The sequence below is a fragment of the Neisseria sp. P0021.S005 genome (genome assembly GCF_051956955.1).
In genome coordinates, this window is sequence record NZ_JBQCWY010000005.1 from 1 (window position 1) to 18,600 (window position 18,600).

An 18,600-nucleotide genomic window follows, 5' to 3' on the forward strand; every position below is an offset into this window, starting at 1 on the left:
AACGGCATGAAGATGGACTTGAACGATTTACGGCTGTTGGCATACAGATACCGCGCCGGTTCTACAAGTTTGGAAGACCCGCATTGTAAAGTCAGCCATTACGAACCCTTGCGTAAAAAACCGCTGATGCTGAAATACACCTCGCCGGAAGCAGGTGATCCTTTGATGACTGTCGGACATTTGGTACTTGCATTGGCAAGCGGCGCACAAGATTCCTCTTTAGGCCTTAAGGCCGTCTGAAAAACACAGCCCGCACACACAATAATAGGAAAATTATGATCAGCATCTTTGATATTTTCAAAATCGGCATCGGCCCGTCCAGCTCGCACACCGTCGGCCCGATGAAGGCCGCGGCCGCTTTTGCTGATTTGCTGAATGCCGAAAACTTGGATACACAAGTGGCGCGCATTGTCATTGAAGTGTACGGTTCACTTGCTTTGACCGGTATCGGACACGGCACATTCGACGCATTATTGCTCGGTTTGGAAGGCAGCCTGCCGCACGATATCCCGCTTGCGGACATCCCTCAACGCTTGGAACGTATCCGCACGCAGCACGTTTTAAAACTCAACGGCCGTGAAATGGCCTTCAATCCTGAAAAAGATTTGGATATCCGCGGCGACAAAGTGTTGCCCAAACATCCGAACGGTTTGAACTTTATCGCCTACCATTCAGACGGCCTGAAGCTGAAAGAGCAGATCTATTATTCGGTCGGCGGCGGTTTTGTCGTTACAGACGAAGGGTTTGCACAAGAGGCGCAGGAAAATGCCGATGTGCCGTATCCATACAAAAACTGTGATGAGTTGCTGGCACAATGCCGTCTGAACCAGTTGAATATTTCCGAAGTCGTGTTGGCCAATGAAGCAGCGTTGGCAGGTTGCGATGAAGTGGAAGTGCGCCGCCGTGTGGCTGCCGTGGCCGATGTGATGGAAAACTGCATCAAGCGCGGCTTGGGTGCGGAAGGGCAATTGCCGGGCGGCTTGAATGTGCGCCGCCGCGCGCCGCAGTTGGCAGCTAAACTCAAAGTCCTACGCGAGAGCGAAATCGTCAATACCCAACTTTGGCCGATGGTGTACGCCATGGCGGTCAATGAAGAAAACGCCGCTGGCGGCCGCGTCGTAACCGCACCGACCAACGGCGCGGCAGGCATTATTCCTGCCGTCTTACACTATTTCCGCAAATTTAATCCGCACGCCAACCAATCGCGTGTAGAGGACTTCCTGCTGACTGCCGGCGCCATCGGTATTTTGTACAAAACCAATGCGTCGATTTCCGGTGCGGACGTTGGTTGCCAAGGCGAAGTCGGCGTGGCATGTTCTATGGCAGCAGGTGCATACGCCGAAGTTATCGGCGGTACCCCGAAACAAGTGGAAAACGCCGCCGAAATGGCGATGGAACACCACTTGGGCTTGACCTGCGACCCTGTCGGCGGCTTGGTGCAAATCCCCTGTATCGAGCGCAACGGCATCGCCGCCGAAAAAGCCCTCAAGCTCGCCACCCTCGCGCTTTTGGAAGATGGCATAGACAAAAAAGTCTCACTTGATGAAGTGATTCAAACCATGTTGCAAACCGGCCGCGATATGAAGGCAACCTATAAAGAAACCTCGCTCGCAGGCTTGGCCATTACCTTGCAGAAAAAAGCCATACCTGTATCCGTGCGCGTGGTGGAATGTTAGCAATAGGGTAGGGGATATGCCCGATAAAAAAAGGCCGTCTGAGAAACTTTCAGACGGCCTTTTTTTGTATGGATTGAATAACTAACCGTTTTTTTGATAAGGGTTTTCCAGCCCGGCCATTAAGTCGCGGAAGTATTCGCGCAACTGTTTTTCGGAGCAACCCATCAGCAGGGCGTCTTCAAAGGCGTCCTGCGCTATTTGGTACAGTTCGTTCAAGTTTTCGGTCATGACTTTGACTTTTTCGGTGCAGGAAACAATCTGACCGTCGTCGTCATACCATTTGGGCATTTGCGGCATTGCCATAGCTCACCTCAGTTTAAGAAACGGGAAGGGTCGTTTTTCTTTACACGGCGGCCGAAGGCGTATTTCGCGCTCCAATATTTGTGGCCGAGGCTGGTAATTTCGATACGTTTGCCCGTCCTCGGTGCGTGAATGAAATTGTTGTTGCCGATGTAGAGGCCGACGTGGGAAATACGGCCGCGACCCATGGTGCGGAAAAAGACCATGTCGCCCGGCTGTAATTCGGAACGGCTCACGGCAACGCCCATTTGCGCTTGTTCGGCAGAAGTGCGCGGCAGGTTCAGGCCCATGGCGCGTTTAAAGATGTGTTGCATAAAGCCGCTGCAGTCAAAGCCGGTGGAAGCCGATGTGCCGCCGTAGCGGTAGGCCACGCCGAGCAAGCCCATGGCGCTGCCGATTAACTCATCTGCGTTGCCCGAAGGTGCGCGCGTATTGTTGCTTGCGGCAGAATAGGTATTGGTGGGATGGACAGGGGTTGCCTGACGCGTATTGCCGTAAACATTGGCATTGTCGTTGAACTGGTTTAAAACACGCTGACGGGTGGTAATCAGGTTTTCCAAATCATCAGCGTAAGAAAAATTGACGCTCGCGAGCATGGCGACCGAAGTCCAAACTGCTGCGAGCCGGAGTAAAAAATTCATTGTACAAACTTCCGTTTCAGAAGGCATTCCCTGCCGATTGCAGGCACATTGCCGGTTTCTGAGATGTTATCCCGTATCATTCTCTTGTTATCTGCTTGATTGTATTAAAAAACTGTCTTTTTGGCAAAAAAACTGCTGTTATTTTGCGTTAAACCCTTGTTTCCAAACGAACTAGAAAAACATCGGGCGCGGTTTCGCTTGATTTATCCGCCGCTGCAACCATATAAGCGGCATTCATTGATTTATTTTCAGAGACTGACATGACACAAAATCACAGCGATATCCGTACACGCTTTATCTTTGACGATATGCCCATCCGCGGTATGCACATCCGCCTTGAAAAGGTTTGGCAACACATCGTCAACCAAAAACATTATCCTGTCGCCATCCGCCGCGCTTTGGGCGAGTTGCTGGCCGCCGGATCTTTATTGTCTGCCAACCTTAAAAACGAAGGCACGCTGATTGTTCAGGTTCAAGGTCAGGGCCGTCTGAAAATGTTGGTGGTGGAAGCGACTTCTGAAAATACTGTCCGCGCTACTGCCCGTTGGGACGAAACCGCTGAAATCCGTGATGACGAAAGCCTGACTGCGCTGTTGGGCGAAAACAGCGTGTTCGTTTTAACCCATCAGCCTAAAGATGCCGACCCTTGGCAAGGTGTTGTCCCACTGGAAGGCGACAGCATTGCGCAAATGCTGGTCAACTATATGAAACGTTCCGAGCAGCTCGATACTTATATTACGCTTGCCGCCGATGACCACGCCGCAGGCGCATTATTGCTGCAACGTCTGCCGGAAGAAGAATTGGATGATGCCGCGTGGGAACATGTGACCACGCTTGCGCAAACGCTTACTCCGCAAGAATTGACCGGTTTGGACGCTCATCACGCCCTTTACCGCCTTTACCATGAAACCCCGCCCCGCGTTTTTGAACCGGAAGCCATTGAATTTGCCTGCACCTGTTCCCGCGGCAAAGTCAGCGATATGCTGTTGATGCTTGGCGGTCAGGAAGTCGGCGGCGTGGTGGCGGAGCAAGGCAGCATTCAAATTGACTGCGATTTCTGCCATAGCAAATATGTGTTTGATGAAACCGATGTCAACGCTTTGTTTGGTGCGGACGTGGTGAATGCCGTCCGTCAAGAGAATGAGCGTTTGCAGTAATCGCGCGATAAAAGTTGCTTAAAAAATTAGATTATTTAATAGGAGGGCAGGTGTAAAACCTGCCCTTTCTTTTTGGGAAAACTGAATATCATCAATATAAAATGCCGTCTGAAAAAAAGCGAGGGCTGATTTCAGACGGCATGATTGTTTTAAACGATGCGTTTAATGTTTAAAGATTATTTCCAAACCAATAAAGCGTGGTTGCGTTTGCCGCGGCGGACGATGGTGTATTTGCCGAAACGTTTGTGTTCGTCGGTCAGTATATAGGCATCGTCAGGTTTTTCAGCGGCATGGTTCGGATTGTTGGCTTCGGCAGGTTTGCCGTTGAGCAAAACCGCTTTGCTGTTGACAAAGCCGCGCGCTTCTTTGTTGGAAGACGCCAAACCGGTTTTCACCAAAGTTTCCACCACGTTGAGGCTCTCGGAAACTTCAAAAGTCGGCAGGCCGTCGAGTGCCAGCTGCTCGAAGTCGCTTTCGGTGAGATGGCTTTGGTCTTCGGCAAACAGGCTTTCAGAAATGCGTTGGGCGGCGGCAAGGGCTTCTTCGCCGTGAATCAAGCGGGTCATTTCCTCTGCAAGAATGCGTTGCGCTTCAGGTTTGGTGCCGCTGGCTTTGTCTTTGGCTTCGATGGCGTCGATTTCTTCGATAGACAGGAAGGTAAAGTATTTCAGGAATTTATACACATCGGCATCGGCCACTTTCAGCCAGAATTGGTAGAACTGATACGGAGAAGTTTTCTTCGCGTTCAACCATACTGCGCCACCTTCGGTTTTGCCGAATTTGGTGCCATCTGATTTGGTTACCAAAGGCAGGGTCAGGCCGAATACTTGTTTTTGGTGCAGACGGCGGGTCAAGTCGATACCGGCAGTGATGTTGCCCCATTGGTCGGAACCGCCGATTTCCAAAACCGCGCCGTGGCGTTTGTTCAATTCGGCAAAGTCGTAGCCTTGCAGCAGGGAATAGGCGAATTCGGTGAAGGAAATACCCACATCGTCGCGCTCGATACGCTGTTTGACAGATTCCTTGTTCAGCATGGCGTTGACGGAGAAATGCTTGCCGATGTCGCGCAGGAAGTCGAGGCAGTTCATGCTGCCGAACCAGTCGGCATTATTGGCCATAATGGCCGCATTGTCGCCATCAAAGCTTAAGAAAGGGGTCAGTTGGTTGCGGATGCTTTCAACCCAACCGGCAACGGTTTCGGCAGAATTCAAGCTGCGTTCGGCGGCTTTAAAGCTTGGGTCGCCAATCATGCCGGTCGCGCCGCCCACCAAAGCAATCGGCGTATGGCCGGCTTGTTGGAAACGGCGCAATGCCAATACAGGCAGCAAGTGGCCGATGTGCAGGCTGTCTGCTGTCGGGTCAAAACCGCAATAGAGGGAAATTTTTTGTTCGTTCAACAAAGCGTCTAAGGCTTCGATGTCGGTAGTTTGGGCGATTAAGCCACGCGATTGTAGGTCTTGGATAACTGATTTCATTGAAACTTCCGTTGATTAAAATAGGCTAGATATTGATTTAGCAATTTCATGAATTTAATTATTTCTAAATTTTTGATCTTTTGAACATTATTTATACGGTCAAGTTATGTTTTTTATATAATTTAGCTACGGTCCATTTGTGAAAAATTGTTTCTATGTAATGAAGCTCAGTTAATGCTTGGAATCTTAAAAATCTTATTTTTATTTTGTCAGCTATTTTAGCAGCTTCTTCTAAATGTTTCGGATAGTTAGCGGGAAAATGCTCTCCTGATGGATAAAAACTTTCAGCTTTCTTATTGAAATACCACGCTGATTTTCCATTATCGTCATTGTATCTAGGCTCCCATTCCGGAACTTGTATGTAGCTTCTTAGGTTGATATATTCATTTATAATTTCTTTTAGTTCGGTATCGAAATAGCATGAAATATGACTGGAAAAGCGTGTGCATTGTTTTTTCTCGCTAATATCATTACTTAAAATATCTATATCTACAAAAAATTCACTAGAAACACAACGATGGGAATAAATACTTGAATCTAAGTATAAAATCCTATTTTCTCCAATTCGTTCAATTATTTTCCTAGCATTTTGAATATCTTGTTGAAGTTTGCTTTCAAATACTGGGCGAAGAACCGCAAATAATCCTGCTGACGAACCAATAAAATAAAATATATTTTTTACAATATCTATAAGATTGATATTAGACATTTTCCCTAAACTTTGAAGGAAGGTAGGCTAAGAAAAGCTTAGCCTACCAAATTTGATTTGCATTCTTTATGCTTTCAGACGACCTTACTTACACGTTAAACAAGAAGTGCATCACATCGCCGTCTTGTACGACGTATTCTTTGCCTTCCACACGCATTTTGCCTGCTTCTTTGGCTTTGGCTTCGCCGCCTAAAGCGATGAAGTCTTCGTAGGAGATAACTTGGGCACGGATGAAGCCGCGTTCAAAGTCGGTGTGAATTACGCCGGCGGCTTGTGGCGCAGTGTCGCCTTTGTGGATGGTCCAAGCGCGGACTTCTTTGACACCGGCGGTGAAGTAGGTTTGCAGGCCCAAGAGGTCGTAGCCGGCACGAATCAGGCGGTTCAGGCCCGGTTCTTCCAAGCCCATTTCAGCGAGGAATTCGGCTTTTTCGTCGTCTTCCAATTCAGCGATTTCGCTTTCCATTGCAGCGCATACTGCCACAACCGGCGCGTTTTCTTTTGCAGCCAATTCTTTCAGGCGGTCGAGGTGCGGGTTGTTTTCAAAACCGTCTTCGGAAACGTTGCCGACGTACATGGCGGGTTTGGCAGTCAGCAAGAACAGCGGCTTGAGCATGGCGAGTTCTTCTGCGTCCAAACCGAAGGAGCGTACAGGCTTGCCTTCGTCCAAATGCGGCAGCAGTTTTTTGCACAGATCGACCAGTTTTTGCGCGTCTTTGTCGCCTGAGCGTGCGCGTTTTTCTTCGCGGACGATGGCTTTTTCGACACTGGCCAAGTCGGCCAGTGCCAACTCGGTGCCGATGGTTTCGATGTCGGCGATCGGATCGACTTTGCCTGCAACGTGAACGATGTTGTCGTCGTCAAAGCAACGTACGACGTTAACAATCGCGTCAGTCTCGCGGATGTTGGCAAGGAACTGGTTTCCCAAACCTTCACCTTTGCTCGCACCTGCAACCAAACCGGCGATATCGACAAATTCGACGATGGCAGGCTGCATTTTTTGCGGATTGACGATTTTTGCCAATTCGGCCATACGCGGATCGGGGACTTCAACGATGCCGACGTTGGGTTCGATGGTACAGAAAGGATAGTTTGCCGCTTCGATACCCGATTGGGTCAGCGCGTTAAAGAGGGTGGATTTGCCGACGTTGGGCAAACCGACGATGCCGCATTTCAAGCTCATGGTTTTTCCTGAAAAGATAAAAGTTTAACGGCGGATTATAGCATATTGTGAAGGTACTCAAAACAGCCGCAATGCTGGTGTATATTCATCATAAAAAGGCCGTCTGAAAATTGTTTCAGACGGCCTTTTTTCCGTGCTGCCTTAACCGGTATTTCGCAAACCTTGCGCTACGCCGTTGATGGTCAAGTGAACCATCAGCAGGGCGTGCGGATTGTCGGGCTCTCTGCGCAGGCGTTTGAGCATGGCGACTTGCAGGCCGTTGAGGGCGTTCAGGTATGGAATCCTCAAGGCAAGCGAACGGGCGAGGCTGCGGTTGTCGCGTAGGAGCTCTTCGGTTTGCAGCAAGTCGAGCAGTGCTTTGCGGCTGCGTTGGTATTCTTCCTTGATCATGCCGAAGATGACTTTTGCTTTATCGGGTGATTCGCTTAAGCCGGCATAGTTTTCCGCCAAGGTGATGTCGGTTTTTGCCATTACTTGCTCCATATTGGAGAGCATGGCTTGGAAGAACGGATTGCTTTGGGCGTGTTCGCGCAGGGCAGTGAGGGTTTCGGGTTTGCCTTCGCACAAGGTTTCCACTGCGCTGCCGAAACCGTACCAAGCCGGCAGCATGAGGCGGTTTTGCATCCATGAGAATACCCACGGAATCGCGCGCAAGTCCTGAATCCGCGCCAAGGTTTTGCGGCTGGCGGGACGGCTGCCGAGGTTGAGAGTGGCGATTTCCTGAATCGGGCTGGTTTGCAGGAAGTAGTCGATGAAGTCGGGGTGGGTAATCAGTTCGCGGTAGTATTTGAACGATACGTCCGACAAATCCTGCATCAGTTTGGCATCAGGGTCTTTTTTATCCGGCAGGATGCTGGCTTCCAAAGTCGCGGCAACCAAGGTTTCCAAGTTACGTTGAGCATTGCCCGGATCGGCGTATTTGGCGGTAATGACTTCGCCTTGCTCGGTAATGCGGATTTGTCCGGCAACACTGCCTGCAGGTTGCGCCAAAATGGCTTGGTAAGAAGGGCCGCCGCCGCGACCTACGCTGCCACCGCGGCCGTGGAACAGGCGCATGCGGACATCGTATTTTTTGAAGAGTTCGACCAAGCCCAACTCTGCCTGATACAGACACCATGAGCTGGTAACGTAGCCGCCGTCTTTGTTGGAGTCGGAGTAGCCGAGCATGATTTCTTGAATGTTGCCGCGGCTTTCGAGCAGGGCATCATACCAGTCGAGGCGGAACATGGTTTCCATGACCGGACAGGCGTTTTCGAGCGCTTCGATGGTTTCAAATAGAGGCACGATATTGATGCGGCTGTGCGGTTTGCCGTTTTCCACCACCAACAGGCCGCTTTCTTTCAGCAGCAATGCCAAGGCGAGCAGGTCGCTGGGTTGTTCGCAGTTGGAAATAATGCTTTGTGTGACGGCATCTTCGCCAAATTCGTCTTTAATTTTGCGCGCTTCGTTGAAAATCGCCAGTTCGTGGCGGGTATGGTCGCTGTATGTGATGAACGGGCTGTACAGCGGACGTTGATGGCTCAATTCGCGCAACAGGGCGGCTTGTTTTTGCTCTTCGTTCAGGCTGTTGTAGTCTTCCAAGCCTGCGTGTTGGAAAAGCTCGGCAACCACATCGGCGTGTTTGCCTGCGTGTTGGCGCAGGTCGAGCGGCATCATGTGGAAGCCGAACACGGACACGCTGCGGATAATGTCGGACAGACGGCCTTCTGCCAGCAGTTGGCTGCCGTTTTCGTGGAGCGAGCGTTGCAGTTTTTTCAGGTCGTTGAGGAACTCTTCGACCGTGGCATAAGGCTCGAGGAAGCCGAATTTGCAGCCCATGCCCAAACCGAGTGAGCGTGCCTTGCCCATGGCGCGTGCCATGATGTAGGCGATGGCGCGGCGGTAGGGTTCTTCGGTGCGGGCGATTTCTTCGTCAGGCGAGAGGGCGGCCAGTGCCATCACGTCGTCGTTGACTTTGACGCGGCGGATGGAGAGCGGCAATTCGCGGTAAAGTTTGTCGAGTTCGCCGCGATAAAAACGGAACACTGCGTCGGCATGCCGTCTGAACGCAAAACGCAAGGTTTCGGCAGAGACGAACGGGTTGCCGTCACGGTCGCCGCCTATCCAGCCGCCGATTTTGAGGATGTTCGGAACGCGGACGCCGGGATAGGCCGTCTGAAAATCGCGTTCCATCGTGCGGTAGAGCTTGGGCAGGGCTTCAAAGAAGCTCATCGGGAAGATGGATACACCGTTGTTGATCTCGTCGTTGACGCTAAGTTTGTGGCGGCGCGTTTCGCTGGTCTGCCACAAGCCCAAAAGCACGGTGTCGATTTCGCGGCGCAACTGAGCCAGCGCATCAGGATTAGTGCAGCGTTCGCGTTGCGGCAGCAGCGCGCGGATGCGGCGGTTGAAGCTCAAGACGGTTTGGCGTTGCACTTCGGTCGGGTGCGCGGTTAAAACGGCGGTAACGACTGTATTGTCCAGTTGTTGTTGCAACGCTTTGCCGTTGACTTTTCCGGCTTTGAGTTTACGCACGGTTTCCGTCAGGCTGCCTTCGGCACTGTTGTGTCCGGCCTCTTCGTGGATTTGGCGGCGGCGTTCGTGGTGCACGTCTTCGGCGATGTTCAAAATCTGTGCGAACAGGCCGCAGGCCAAGGTTAAATCGTGGGTTTGTTGTTCGTCCAATTGCGGCAACACCTTCTCAATCAGGGCAGCGCTGTCGTCTGAAGTCGATAATAACTTAACGGTTTCGACCACCAAAGGCGACGCTTCCTCATGCAGCAGATTGAAAAGAGACTGTTTTAAAAATTCCGCATCCGCCGCCAGAGCGGCATCTTTTGGATTATTTAAGATATGCAGTTGCATGATTTTTCTCTTATTTAAATGTTAATTTGGGTGTATCGTGAATCCATTGTATAGCAAATTTTTGTAAACTGCCAATGCTGCCGTCCGATACATTTCAAACCGGAAAACAGCCGTCCGTATCCGCTGCGTGGTCGCTGTCTGTAAAATGCCGTAAAATATTGCCCATCAAAACAGAGGCGAGAAACCCATGATTGAATTTCCCAACCAGCCCGATTTTCCTGAACAACACACCGCCGTCGCCGTCGGCACCGTCAACATGAGCCAGCAGGCGATACGGGTGTTGATAGAGAATGCCACCGAAAAGGCAAGTATCCTGACCATCGCCCGCGTTGCCGCCATTCAGAGCATCAAACAGACCGCCAACCTGATTCCGCTGCACCTGCCCGGACGCATCATCGGCGTGCAGGTTGATTTCGATATTAACGTTGAGCTGGCCTGCCTGAAGGCCACGCTAACCGTCCAAGCGAACAGCAACGGCAGCATTGCCACCGAAGCCCTGACCGGCCTCAATTTGGCGCTCTTGAGCGTTTACGACATGATGAAAGACGTTGACCGCAATATGATGCTCAGCGGAATCCGCCTGGAATCCGAAACCAGCAGTGAAGGCCGTCCTTTCCTGTTTGACAACGCATACGAAAATATTAATTTCTAAACCATTCAGGCCGTCTGAACGTTGGATTTCAGACGGCCTTATTATTATGATGAACGATCAACAACTCCTGCGGTTCAGCCGCCATATTCTGCTTGACGAAATCGGTATCGAAGGCCAAGAAAAACTCTTGGCCGCCCATGTGCTTGTTATCGGTTGCGGTGGGTTGGGTGCGGCGGCCTTGCCGTATCTTGCCGCCGCCGGTATCGGCAGCCTGACGATTGCCGATGCCGATACCATCGACGAGACCAACCTTCAACGCCAAATCACGTTTACCGAAGCCGACATCGGTAAAAACAAGGCTTTGGTCATACAAGGCCGTCTGAAACAGATCAACAGCCAAACACACATTACAGCCATTGTCGAATTTCTCGATGAGGCCAAGCTTGTCGAATTGGCAAACGCAGCCGACATCATCCTCGATTGTTCCGACAATTATCCCACGCGCCAAGCGGTCAACCGCGCCGCCGTTGCCACGCGCACGCCTTTGGTTTCCGCCGCGGCCGTCGGCTTTGACGGACAAATTGCTGTGTACCGTCCCGATCTTCCCGATACGCCTTGCTATGCCTGCCTGTTTGACGGCGAACAAGCCAGCGACGGTGCTTGTGCATTGTTTGGCGTTTTTTCGCCATTCGTCGGCGTTATCGGAACGACCCAAGCCGTCGAAGCGCTCAAAGTGCTGATCGGTATCGGTACGCCGTCGCACGGCAAACTTTCTACCTACAACGCGTTGAGCGGAAAATGGCAGCAATACGGGGTGAGACACAATCCCGAATGCCCGGTTTGCGGCGGCCGTTAAAGACAAAAAGTAGGGTAGGGGTTTCAATATTGCCTAAGCCAATCTGCCGGAGCAATCATGCTTATCTTTCATTAAACTTGAAGGAAGGCGTTTCTTCCCTTTTCAGACGGCCTGTGGCACGATATGATTCAATGATTAATAAATTTTTTGAGGCCGTCTGAAAAAGGATAAGGAGAAACCGGCTTAATGAATATTATTCGTGCCTTATTGGTGGTATTGGGTTGCTTGGCTTTGGGCGAGGCAACCGTTTGGATTTTGGGGTTGAAACTGCCGGGCAGTATTGTCGGCATGGCTTTGCTGTTTGCCGCGCTTCAGGCCGGCTGGGTCAAATTGTCTTGGGTGGGAGAGCTGGCAGATATTTTGATGGCAAACCTGACTTTGTTTTTGGTGCCGCCTTGCGTGGCCGTCATCAGCTATTTGGACGTGATTGCAAACGACTGGTTTTCAATTTTGACGGCCACAATCGGCAGTACGATCTGCGTATTGTTGGTGACCGGCAAAGTGCATGAGTGGGTCAGGAGGCGGATGTGATGAATATAGACGGGCTGTTGCGCATGCCCTCGGTCATGCTGTTCCTGACTTTGGCCGTATATGCTTTGGCAGTGCAGATTCGGGCGCGCACGGGGAATGTGCTGTGTAATCCGGTATTGATTAGTACGCTGGTGTTGATGGGGTATTTGAAAGTATTTGCCATCGATTACGAGCTGTACCATTCTGCTTCGCACTTTATTGATTTTTGGTTGAAACCGGCAGTCGTGTTACTGGCCGTGCCGCTTTATCGAAATTGGGACCGTATCCGCAGCCAGTGGTTGCCGGTGGTATTGTCGCAGTTGGCGGGCAGCGTGACAGGCATTGTTACGGGCGTGTATTTCGCCAAATGGCTGGGCGCGTCGCGCGAAGTGGTTTTGTCGTTGGCTTCCAAATCGGTAACCAACCCGATTGCGATTGAAATCACGGCATCGGTCGGCGGTATTCCGGCGATTACGGCGGCAACGGTGATTATTGCTGGGCTTTTTGGACAAATGGCCGGATATAAAGTGTTGAAAGGGACGTTGTATATGCCTTCTTCAGTGGGAATGTCTTTGGGTACGGCCTCACATGCGATGGGTATTGCGGCGTCTTTGGAATACGGCCGCCGTATGGCCGCATATGCCGGCTTGGGCTTGACACTCAACGGCGTGTTGACGGCGATATTGGTGCCTATCTTGATTCCCTTATTGGGTGTATAGCGTTTAGGCCGTCTGAAAATAGTGTAAACAGGAGAAAATGATATGGCTGTAAATTTGACTGAAAAACGTGCAGACGAATTGTTGGAAATCGACGGCATCCGTCTGTTTACAGGTCGCGCGGGCATCAAGCAACAAGACCGCGACGATTTGACGCTGATGGTATTGGGCGGCGGACATACGGTGGGCGCGGTGTTTACGCAAAACCGGTTCTGCGCCGCACCGGTGCATATCGCCAAGTCGCATCTGTTTGACCAAGACGGCGTGTGTGCCTTAGTCATCAATACGGGCAATGCCAATGCGGGTACCGGCGCACAAGGCCGTCTGGACGCGATTAAAGTGTGCGCGGCGGTGGCAGAGCAGGTCGGCTGCCAATCCAATCAGATTATGCCGTTTTCGACCGGCGTGATTTTGGAGCCGCTGCCTGTGGATAAAATCGTGGCCGCTTTGCCGCAAGTGCGCCCTGCATTCTGGTCGGACGCGGCGCGTGCCATCATGACGACGGATACTGTGCCGAAAGCCGCTTCACGCACAGGCTTGGTCGGCGAAAAACACACAGTCCGCGCCACCGGCATCTCCAAAGGCTCGGGCATGATTCATCCGAATATGGCGACCATGTTGTCGTTTATCGCCACTGATGCCAAAGTGTCCCAACCGATTTTGCAGCTGATGACCCAAGAAATCGCAGACGAAAGTTTCAATACGATTACCGTGGACGGCGACACCAGCACCAACGACAGCTTCGTGATTATGGCGACAGGCCGTTGCGGTCAGAGCGAAATCGACAATACCGCCGATCCGCGCTATGCGCAGCTCAAAGCATTGCTCGGTTCGCTGGCTTTGGAATTGGCGCAGGCGATTGTCCGTGATGGCGAGGGCGCGACCAAGTTCATCACGGTTGAAGTACAAAACGCGAAAACCCGCGAAGAGGCGCGCAAAGTGGCTTATGCCGTCGCCCATTCGCCTTTGGTAAAAACTGCTTTCTTTGCCTCCGACCCGAATTTGGGCCGTCTGTTGGCAGCCGTCGGCTATGCCGGTATTGAAGACTTGGACGTCGATGCTTTGAAAATGTGGCTGGATGACGTGTTGGTGGCTGAAAACGGCGGCCGTGCGGAAAGCTATACCGAAGAAGCAGGACAAGCCGTGATGAATCGTCCGGAAATTACCGTCCGCATCGATTTGCAACGCGGCGATACGACGGCGGCCGTCTATACCTGCGATTTGTCGCACGAGTATGTGTCGATTAACGCGGATTACCGTTCTTAAAAACCTTTATCCTTGTTTTCAGACGGCCTTTGAGAAAAGTATCAAGGCCGTCTGAACACATTGACTGCGTGCCTATTATGAAATTTCCACAGACTTGGGCGGCGCGCCTCGCCCACAAAATCCGCCAAACCAAACGCCTGTCGAAAAAGAGCATTGCCTTTCTGTTTTTGCTGGCAGGATCGGCACTGGTTGCCCTGACGGCTTTGATGTTTGCGTACTTGGCGGATTTGGCTTTGGAATGGAACGCTTTGTTGGTGGGAAAATATCCATGGTTTGCGTGGGTGGCCTTGCCGCTGGGTTTGCCGCTTTTGGCGTGGTTTACGCGCAAATTTGCGCCGTACACTTCCGGCAGCGGTATTCCGCAAGTCATCGCTTCGTTGTCTTTGCCGTATGGCGCGCAGAAAACCCGTCTGATTCGTCTGGGCGAAACCTTTTTTAAAATTCCGCTGACGTTTTTGGGCATGATTTTGGGGGCATCGATCGGCAGGGAAGGGCCGTCTGTACAAGTGGGTGCGGCGGTCATGAACGCTTGGGGCGCCTGGTGTAAAAAGCACGGGCTGGCGTTTAGGGGCATGCAGGAAAACGATTTGATTGCCGCAGGTGCGGCCGGCGGTTTGGCAGCGGCGTTTAACGCACCTTTGGCCGGCGTGGTGTTTGCCATCGAAGAATTGGGGCGCGGCGTGATTTTGCGTTGGGAACGCCAAATCCTGATGGGCGTGTTGGCAGCCGGTTTCATTCAAGTGGCGATACAGGGCAACAACCCGTATTTTTCAGGGTTTCAAGGGCATGAGCTGCCAAACATGCTGATGTGGGCCGCGGTGTCGGGCATCGTCTGCGGCGTGGCTGGCGGATTGTTCGGCAGCTTTTTGTATCGCGGCGCGGCGGCATTCGCACCGGTACGCTGGCGCAGTTTCATCCGCCGTCATTTGTTGGTGGTCGCTTTTGTAATGGGTATCTTGTTGGCGTTGCTCGGTACGTTTTATCAAGGTAAAACCTATGGTACGGGTTATCACGAAGCCGCAGCCGCTCTTAAAGGCGCATATGAAGCGCCGTTCGGCTTGGCTGCCGCAAAATGGGCGGCGACCGTGTTCAGCTACTGGGCAGGCATTCCCGGCGGTATCTTCACGCCGTCTTTAACCATTGGTGCGATGATAGGCGAACACATGGCTTCTTTCGCGCAACTGGGCGACGCGTCCAATGTCGCGGTTTTGCTCTGCATGGCCGCGTTCCTTGCCGCCGCAACCCAATCGCCGTTGACCGCTGCCGTAGTGGTAATGGAAATGACGGGCGGACAGAATTTGTTGTTTTGGATGTTGCTGACTTGCATCTTCGCTTCGCAAGTCTCGCGCCAATTCTCGCCGCATCCGTTTTATCACGCCGCAGGTCTGCGCTTCAGACGGCATATCGAAGCCGAAAGCGGACATGTTCCGCATGAGAAAAAAGAATAGATAGGCATATAAAAGGCCGTCTGAAAACTAAATTTCAGACGGCCTTTTATATGCCGTTTAAAGCTGTATTACGGTTTACTTAAACAGCAAAATCAGTAGCAAAACAACCGCAATCACAGCCAACCACAGGCTTTGGCGTTGCTGTACTTTGACCAGATGCACATAGGCATCGCGCATTTCCTGTTGGCGGTTTTCATCAACCAACGCACTGATTTTGCGCGGCAGGGAAGGGATGATTTGCGCCCAGTCGGGAGCTTCGTTTTTGAGGTTGCGCCAAAGGGCTTTGGGGCCGACCTGTTCGTTCATCCAACGCACCAAAAACGGTTTGGCGGTTTTCCACAAGTCCAAATCGGGATCGAGTTGGCGGCCTAAGCCTTCGATGTTGAGCAGCGTTTTTTGCAGCAATACCAGCTGCGGTTGGATTTCGACATTGAAGCGACGGCTGACTTCAAACAGGCGCATCAGTACCAAGCCGAAGGAAATTTGCGAAATCGGTTTGTTGAACACCGGTTCGCACACGGCGCGGACAGCCGCTTCCAATTCTTCCGCGCGCGTGTCGGCAGGCACCCAGCCCGATTCGATGTGGGCGGTAGCGACGCGGTGGTAATCGCGGTTGAAGAATGCGAGGAAGTTGATGGCGAGATAGCGTTTGTCGTAGTCGGTCAGCGTGCCGACGATGCCGAAATCGAGGGCAATGTAGCGGTTGTCGGCGGCGACCAAAATATTGCCGGGGTGCATATCCGCATGGAAAAAGCCGTCGCGGAAAACTTGCGTGAAGAAGATTTCCACGCCGTAATCGGCAAGTTTGTGCAAATCAATGCCGTCGGCTTTGAGTTTGGCAATATCGGATACCGGAGTGCCGTCCATCCATTCGATGGTCAGCACGTCGCTGGTGCAGTAGTCGTAAAACACCTTCGGCACAATCAGCATATCGCTGTTTTGGAAATTGCGACCGAGCTGGCTGGCATTGGCGGCTTCGCGCATCAAGTCCAATTCGTCGTGCAGGTATTTGTCAAATTCGGCCACTACTTCGCGCGGCTTCAAACGCTTGCCGTCTGAAAACAAACGCTCCACCCAGCCTGCACCAAAGCGCATCAGCGACAAATCCTGTTCGATAACGGGCAAAAGGTTGGGGCGCAAGACTTTCACGGCGACCTGTTCGCCCGAATGCAGGTGGGCTTTGTGTACTTGGGCGATGGACGCGCTGGCGACAGGCTCTGTTTCAAATTCCGCGTATAAAGTGTCGATGGATTGTCCCAGTGATTTTTCGATTTGCGAGCGTGAAAGTTGCGCGTCAAACGGCGGCACTTTGTCTTGCAGCCTTGCCAGTTCGACCGCGTAATCGTGCGGAATCAAATCGGGACGCGTGGACAATACCTGCCCGAATTTGATGAAAATCGGCCCCAGGCTTTCCAACGCCAAACGCAGGCGCACGGCAGGCATTTCGTGTTTGAACTTGGACGACTGCGGCAGCATATTGAGGAAAGTCCGCGCCCAACCCGGACGGACCAGCGAGGCAATCAGCTCGGTAAGGCGGTAGCGGTAGAGCGTGCAGAGGATGGTTTTGATGCGTTTGAGGCGGTTCATGATGGACGCAGATAAATCGAAAAAACAGAATTATATAGGAAAAACGGGTAAGGGCTTCAGACGGCCTGAGACTTTTGCAAAAACATTTGCCGCATAGCTAACAATTTTATAAAGGCTCAAGTTTTGCCTCCCCAATAAAAAGACGGATATTCACATCATAAATATTCGTCGGCTACTTGCCCAAACTGCCGATTCAAGACATAATCGGGAAATGTGCAGGAGAGTGTTACACCCAACTACAATGTAACCACCGAAGGCGCAGACACCCTTAAATCGCTCAGGTATCAGGGACTGCACATTGAAACAAACAATCTGGAGAGCGGCGTTTGAATAACGTCCACCGAAGGGGAGAAGGCCGTCTGAACCACCATTCAGACAACCGCGCAAAGCAGTGAGCAGACTGGTTTGCCATCATGCGGATACGGCCGAAAATCTCAGGTTCAAGGACAGATAGGGTCATCCGCGCATAGGTGCGCGGGCGGCATCTGAACAAAAAATCCGGAGAAACTTGAGAATGACTGCTCTGAAAACCACCCCATTTCATCAAGCCCATCAAGATGCAGGCGCGAAGCTGGTAGATTTTGCCGGCTGGGAGCTGCCCATCCATTATGGTTCACAAATCGCCGAACACGAAGCCGTGCGCACCGACGCCGGTATGTTTGACGTATCCCATATGCTCGTTACCGACGTAGCAGGCGCAAATGCCAAAGCCTTTTTCCGCAAATTGATTGCCAACGATGTCGCCAAACTCGCTTTTGTCGGCAAAGCCCTTTATTCCGCTTTGCTCAACGACAACGGCGGCGTGATTGACGACTTGATCGTTTACCGCACCAACGAAGCCGAAACACAATACCGCATCGTGTCCAACGGCGCGACCCGTGAAAAAGACACGGCGCAATTCCACAAAGTCGGACAAGAGTTCGGCGTTGCCTTCAATCCTCGCTACGACCTCGGCATGCTCGCCGTACAAGGCCCGAAAGCCATCGAAAAACTCCTGACCGTCAAACCTGAATGGGCAGACGTTATTCACGGCCTCAAACCGTTCCAAGGTGCAGACTTGGGCAATGACTGGTTTGTCGCCCGCACCGGCTATACCGGCGAAGACGGCGTCGAAGTCATCCTGCCCGGCACTGAAGCCGTCGCATTCTTCAAAGCCCTGCAAGCAGCAGGCGTACAGCCTTGCGGCCTCGGCGCACGCGACACCCTGCGCATGGAAGCCGGTATGAACCTCTACGGCAACGATATGGACGACAATACCAGCCCGCTCGAAGCAGGCATGGGTTGGACCGTTGACTTAAAAGACGAAAGCCGCGACTTCGTCGGTAAAGCCGCCTTGCTGGCATTGAAAGAAAAAGGCGTTACCGTGAAACAGGTCGGCCTGTTGCTCGAAAAAGGCGGCATCCTGCGCGCGCATATGGAAGTGTTGACCGACAAAGGCAAAGGCGAAACCACCAGCGGCGTATTCTCGCCAAGCCTGAAGCAATCCATCGCCATCGCGCGCGTACCGAAAGACTTTGACGGCGATACTGCCAAAGTACTGATGCGCGGCAAAGAAGTGGATGTACGCGTATTGAAGCTGCCGTTTGTGCGTAATGGTCAAAAACAGTTTGATTAATATCGGTTCAGACGGCCTTATTTGTTAA

Annotated in this window: 16 protein-coding genes, 1 pseudogene and 1 riboswitch; of the genes and pseudogenes, 10 read left to right on the plus strand and 7 right to left on the minus strand. The window is 52.0% G+C overall.

Features of this window, described 5'->3' with window-relative positions; genetic code table 11:
* Together ACTHUE_RS00990 and ACTHUE_RS00995 are read left to right on the plus strand one after the other, a co-directional pair.
* Positions 1–240: pseudogene (locus ACTHUE_RS00990) on the plus strand (glycosyltransferase family 2 protein); the annotation flags it as partial.
* 35 nt (positions 241–275) lie between these two features.
* Positions 276–1,676: an L-serine ammonia-lyase gene (locus ACTHUE_RS00995; protein WP_004520399.1), complete on the plus strand. Its 1,401-nt coding sequence runs from the start codon at positions 276–278 to the stop codon at positions 1,674–1,676.
* A gap of 81 nt (positions 1,677–1,757) precedes the next feature.
* Here the strand turns inward: ACTHUE_RS00995 and ACTHUE_RS01000 are convergent, their stop codons facing one another.
* Together ACTHUE_RS01000 and ACTHUE_RS01005 are read right to left on the minus strand one after the other, a co-directional pair.
* Positions 1,758–1,979, minus strand: coding sequence for a hypothetical protein (locus ACTHUE_RS01000; protein ID WP_004519529.1), 222 nt, complete (start codon positions 1,977–1,979; stop codon positions 1,758–1,760).
* 8 nt (positions 1,980–1,987) lie between these two features.
* A complete protein-coding gene (locus tag ACTHUE_RS01005; protein WP_049343546.1) occupies positions 1,988–2,617 on the minus strand; it encodes a C40 family peptidase in 630 nt (209 codons plus the stop codon).
* Positions 2,618–2,877: 260 nt separating this feature from the next.
* On the opposite strand from ACTHUE_RS01005, the gene hslO reads away from it, so the two are divergent.
* Positions 2,878–3,774, plus strand: coding sequence for an Hsp33 family molecular chaperone HslO (gene hslO / locus ACTHUE_RS01010; protein ID WP_049336392.1), 897 nt, complete (start codon positions 2,878–2,880; stop codon positions 3,772–3,774).
* 176 nt (positions 3,775–3,950) lie between these two features.
* Here hslO and tyrS read toward each other — a convergent pair whose 3' ends face one another.
* From tyrS to ppc, 4 genes are all read right to left on the minus strand, one after another.
* Positions 3,951–5,249 carry a tyrosine--tRNA ligase gene (gene tyrS, locus ACTHUE_RS01015; RefSeq protein WP_049336393.1) on the minus strand — a complete coding sequence of 433 codons (1,299 nt, stop codon included), beginning with the start codon at positions 5,247–5,249 and terminating at the stop codon, positions 3,951–3,953.
* Between the two features lie 91 nt (positions 5,250–5,340).
* Positions 5,341–5,958, minus strand: a complete 618-nt coding sequence (locus tag ACTHUE_RS01020) for a hypothetical protein (RefSeq protein ID WP_004519533.1) — start codon at positions 5,956–5,958, stop codon at positions 5,341–5,343.
* An 88-nt stretch (positions 5,959–6,046) separates the two neighbouring features.
* The gene (ychF, locus tag ACTHUE_RS01025; RefSeq protein ID WP_049330669.1) at positions 6,047–7,138 is read right to left on the minus strand and encodes a redox-regulated ATPase YchF; all 1,092 of its coding nucleotides are present in this window, start codon (positions 7,136–7,138) and stop codon (positions 6,047–6,049) included.
* Between the two features lie 141 nt (positions 7,139–7,279).
* Positions 7,280–9,982 (minus strand): phosphoenolpyruvate carboxylase, encoded by a 2,703-nt coding sequence (gene ppc, locus ACTHUE_RS01030; RefSeq protein WP_440361203.1) that lies wholly within the window; start codon positions 9,980–9,982, stop codon positions 7,280–7,282.
* 187 nt (positions 9,983–10,169) lie between these two features.
* Here ppc and ACTHUE_RS01035 point away from each other — a divergent pair, with 187 nt between their 5' ends.
* The 6 genes from ACTHUE_RS01035 (at position 10,170) to ACTHUE_RS01060 (ending at position 15,370) form a co-directional block, all read left to right on the plus strand.
* Positions 10,170–10,634, plus strand: a complete 465-nt coding sequence (locus ACTHUE_RS01035) for a cyclic pyranopterin monophosphate synthase MoaC (protein ID WP_004519536.1) — start codon at positions 10,170–10,172, stop codon at positions 10,632–10,634.
* A 49-nt stretch (positions 10,635–10,683) separates the two neighbouring features.
* Complete coding sequence (locus ACTHUE_RS01040; protein WP_440361219.1) at positions 10,684–11,430, plus strand: HesA/MoeB/ThiF family protein; 747 nt, start codon at positions 10,684–10,686, stop codon at positions 11,428–11,430.
* Positions 11,431–11,616: 186 nt separating this feature from the next.
* Positions 11,617–11,961, plus strand: a complete 345-nt coding sequence (locus ACTHUE_RS01045) for a CidA/LrgA family protein (RefSeq protein WP_049328555.1) — start codon at positions 11,617–11,619, stop codon at positions 11,959–11,961.
* On the plus strand, positions 11,961–12,659 hold the full coding sequence (locus ACTHUE_RS01050; protein WP_440361218.1) for an LrgB family protein: 699 nt from the start codon (positions 11,961–11,963) through the stop codon (positions 12,657–12,659). The genes ACTHUE_RS01045 and ACTHUE_RS01050 overlap by 1 nt, the downstream gene beginning before the upstream one ends.
* A 42-nt stretch (positions 12,660–12,701) precedes the next feature.
* Positions 12,702–13,922, plus strand: coding sequence for a bifunctional glutamate N-acetyltransferase/amino-acid acetyltransferase ArgJ (gene argJ / locus ACTHUE_RS01055; RefSeq protein WP_004519540.1), 1,221 nt, complete (start codon positions 12,702–12,704; stop codon positions 13,920–13,922).
* 77 nt (positions 13,923–13,999) lie between these two features.
* Entirely contained in the window at positions 14,000–15,370 is a 1,371-nt protein-coding gene (locus ACTHUE_RS01060) for a chloride channel protein (RefSeq protein WP_004519541.1), read from the plus strand.
* A gap of 75 nt (positions 15,371–15,445) precedes the next feature.
* On the opposite strand, the gene ubiB is transcribed toward ACTHUE_RS01060, so the two are convergent.
* Positions 15,446–16,957: a ubiquinone biosynthesis regulatory protein kinase UbiB gene (ubiB, locus tag ACTHUE_RS01065; protein WP_049336409.1), complete on the minus strand. Its 1,512-nt coding sequence runs from the start codon at positions 16,955–16,957 to the stop codon at positions 15,446–15,448.
* Between the two features lie 206 nt (positions 16,958–17,163).
* Positions 17,164–17,261: riboswitch (glycine riboswitch) on the plus strand.
* 210 nt (positions 17,262–17,471) lie between these two features.
* Here ubiB and gcvT point away from each other — a divergent pair.
* Positions 17,472–18,572 (plus strand): glycine cleavage system aminomethyltransferase GcvT, encoded by a 1,101-nt coding sequence (gene gcvT, locus ACTHUE_RS01070; RefSeq protein ID WP_004519543.1) that lies wholly within the window; start codon positions 17,472–17,474, stop codon positions 18,570–18,572.
* Positions 18,573–18,600 lie beyond the last annotated feature (28 nt).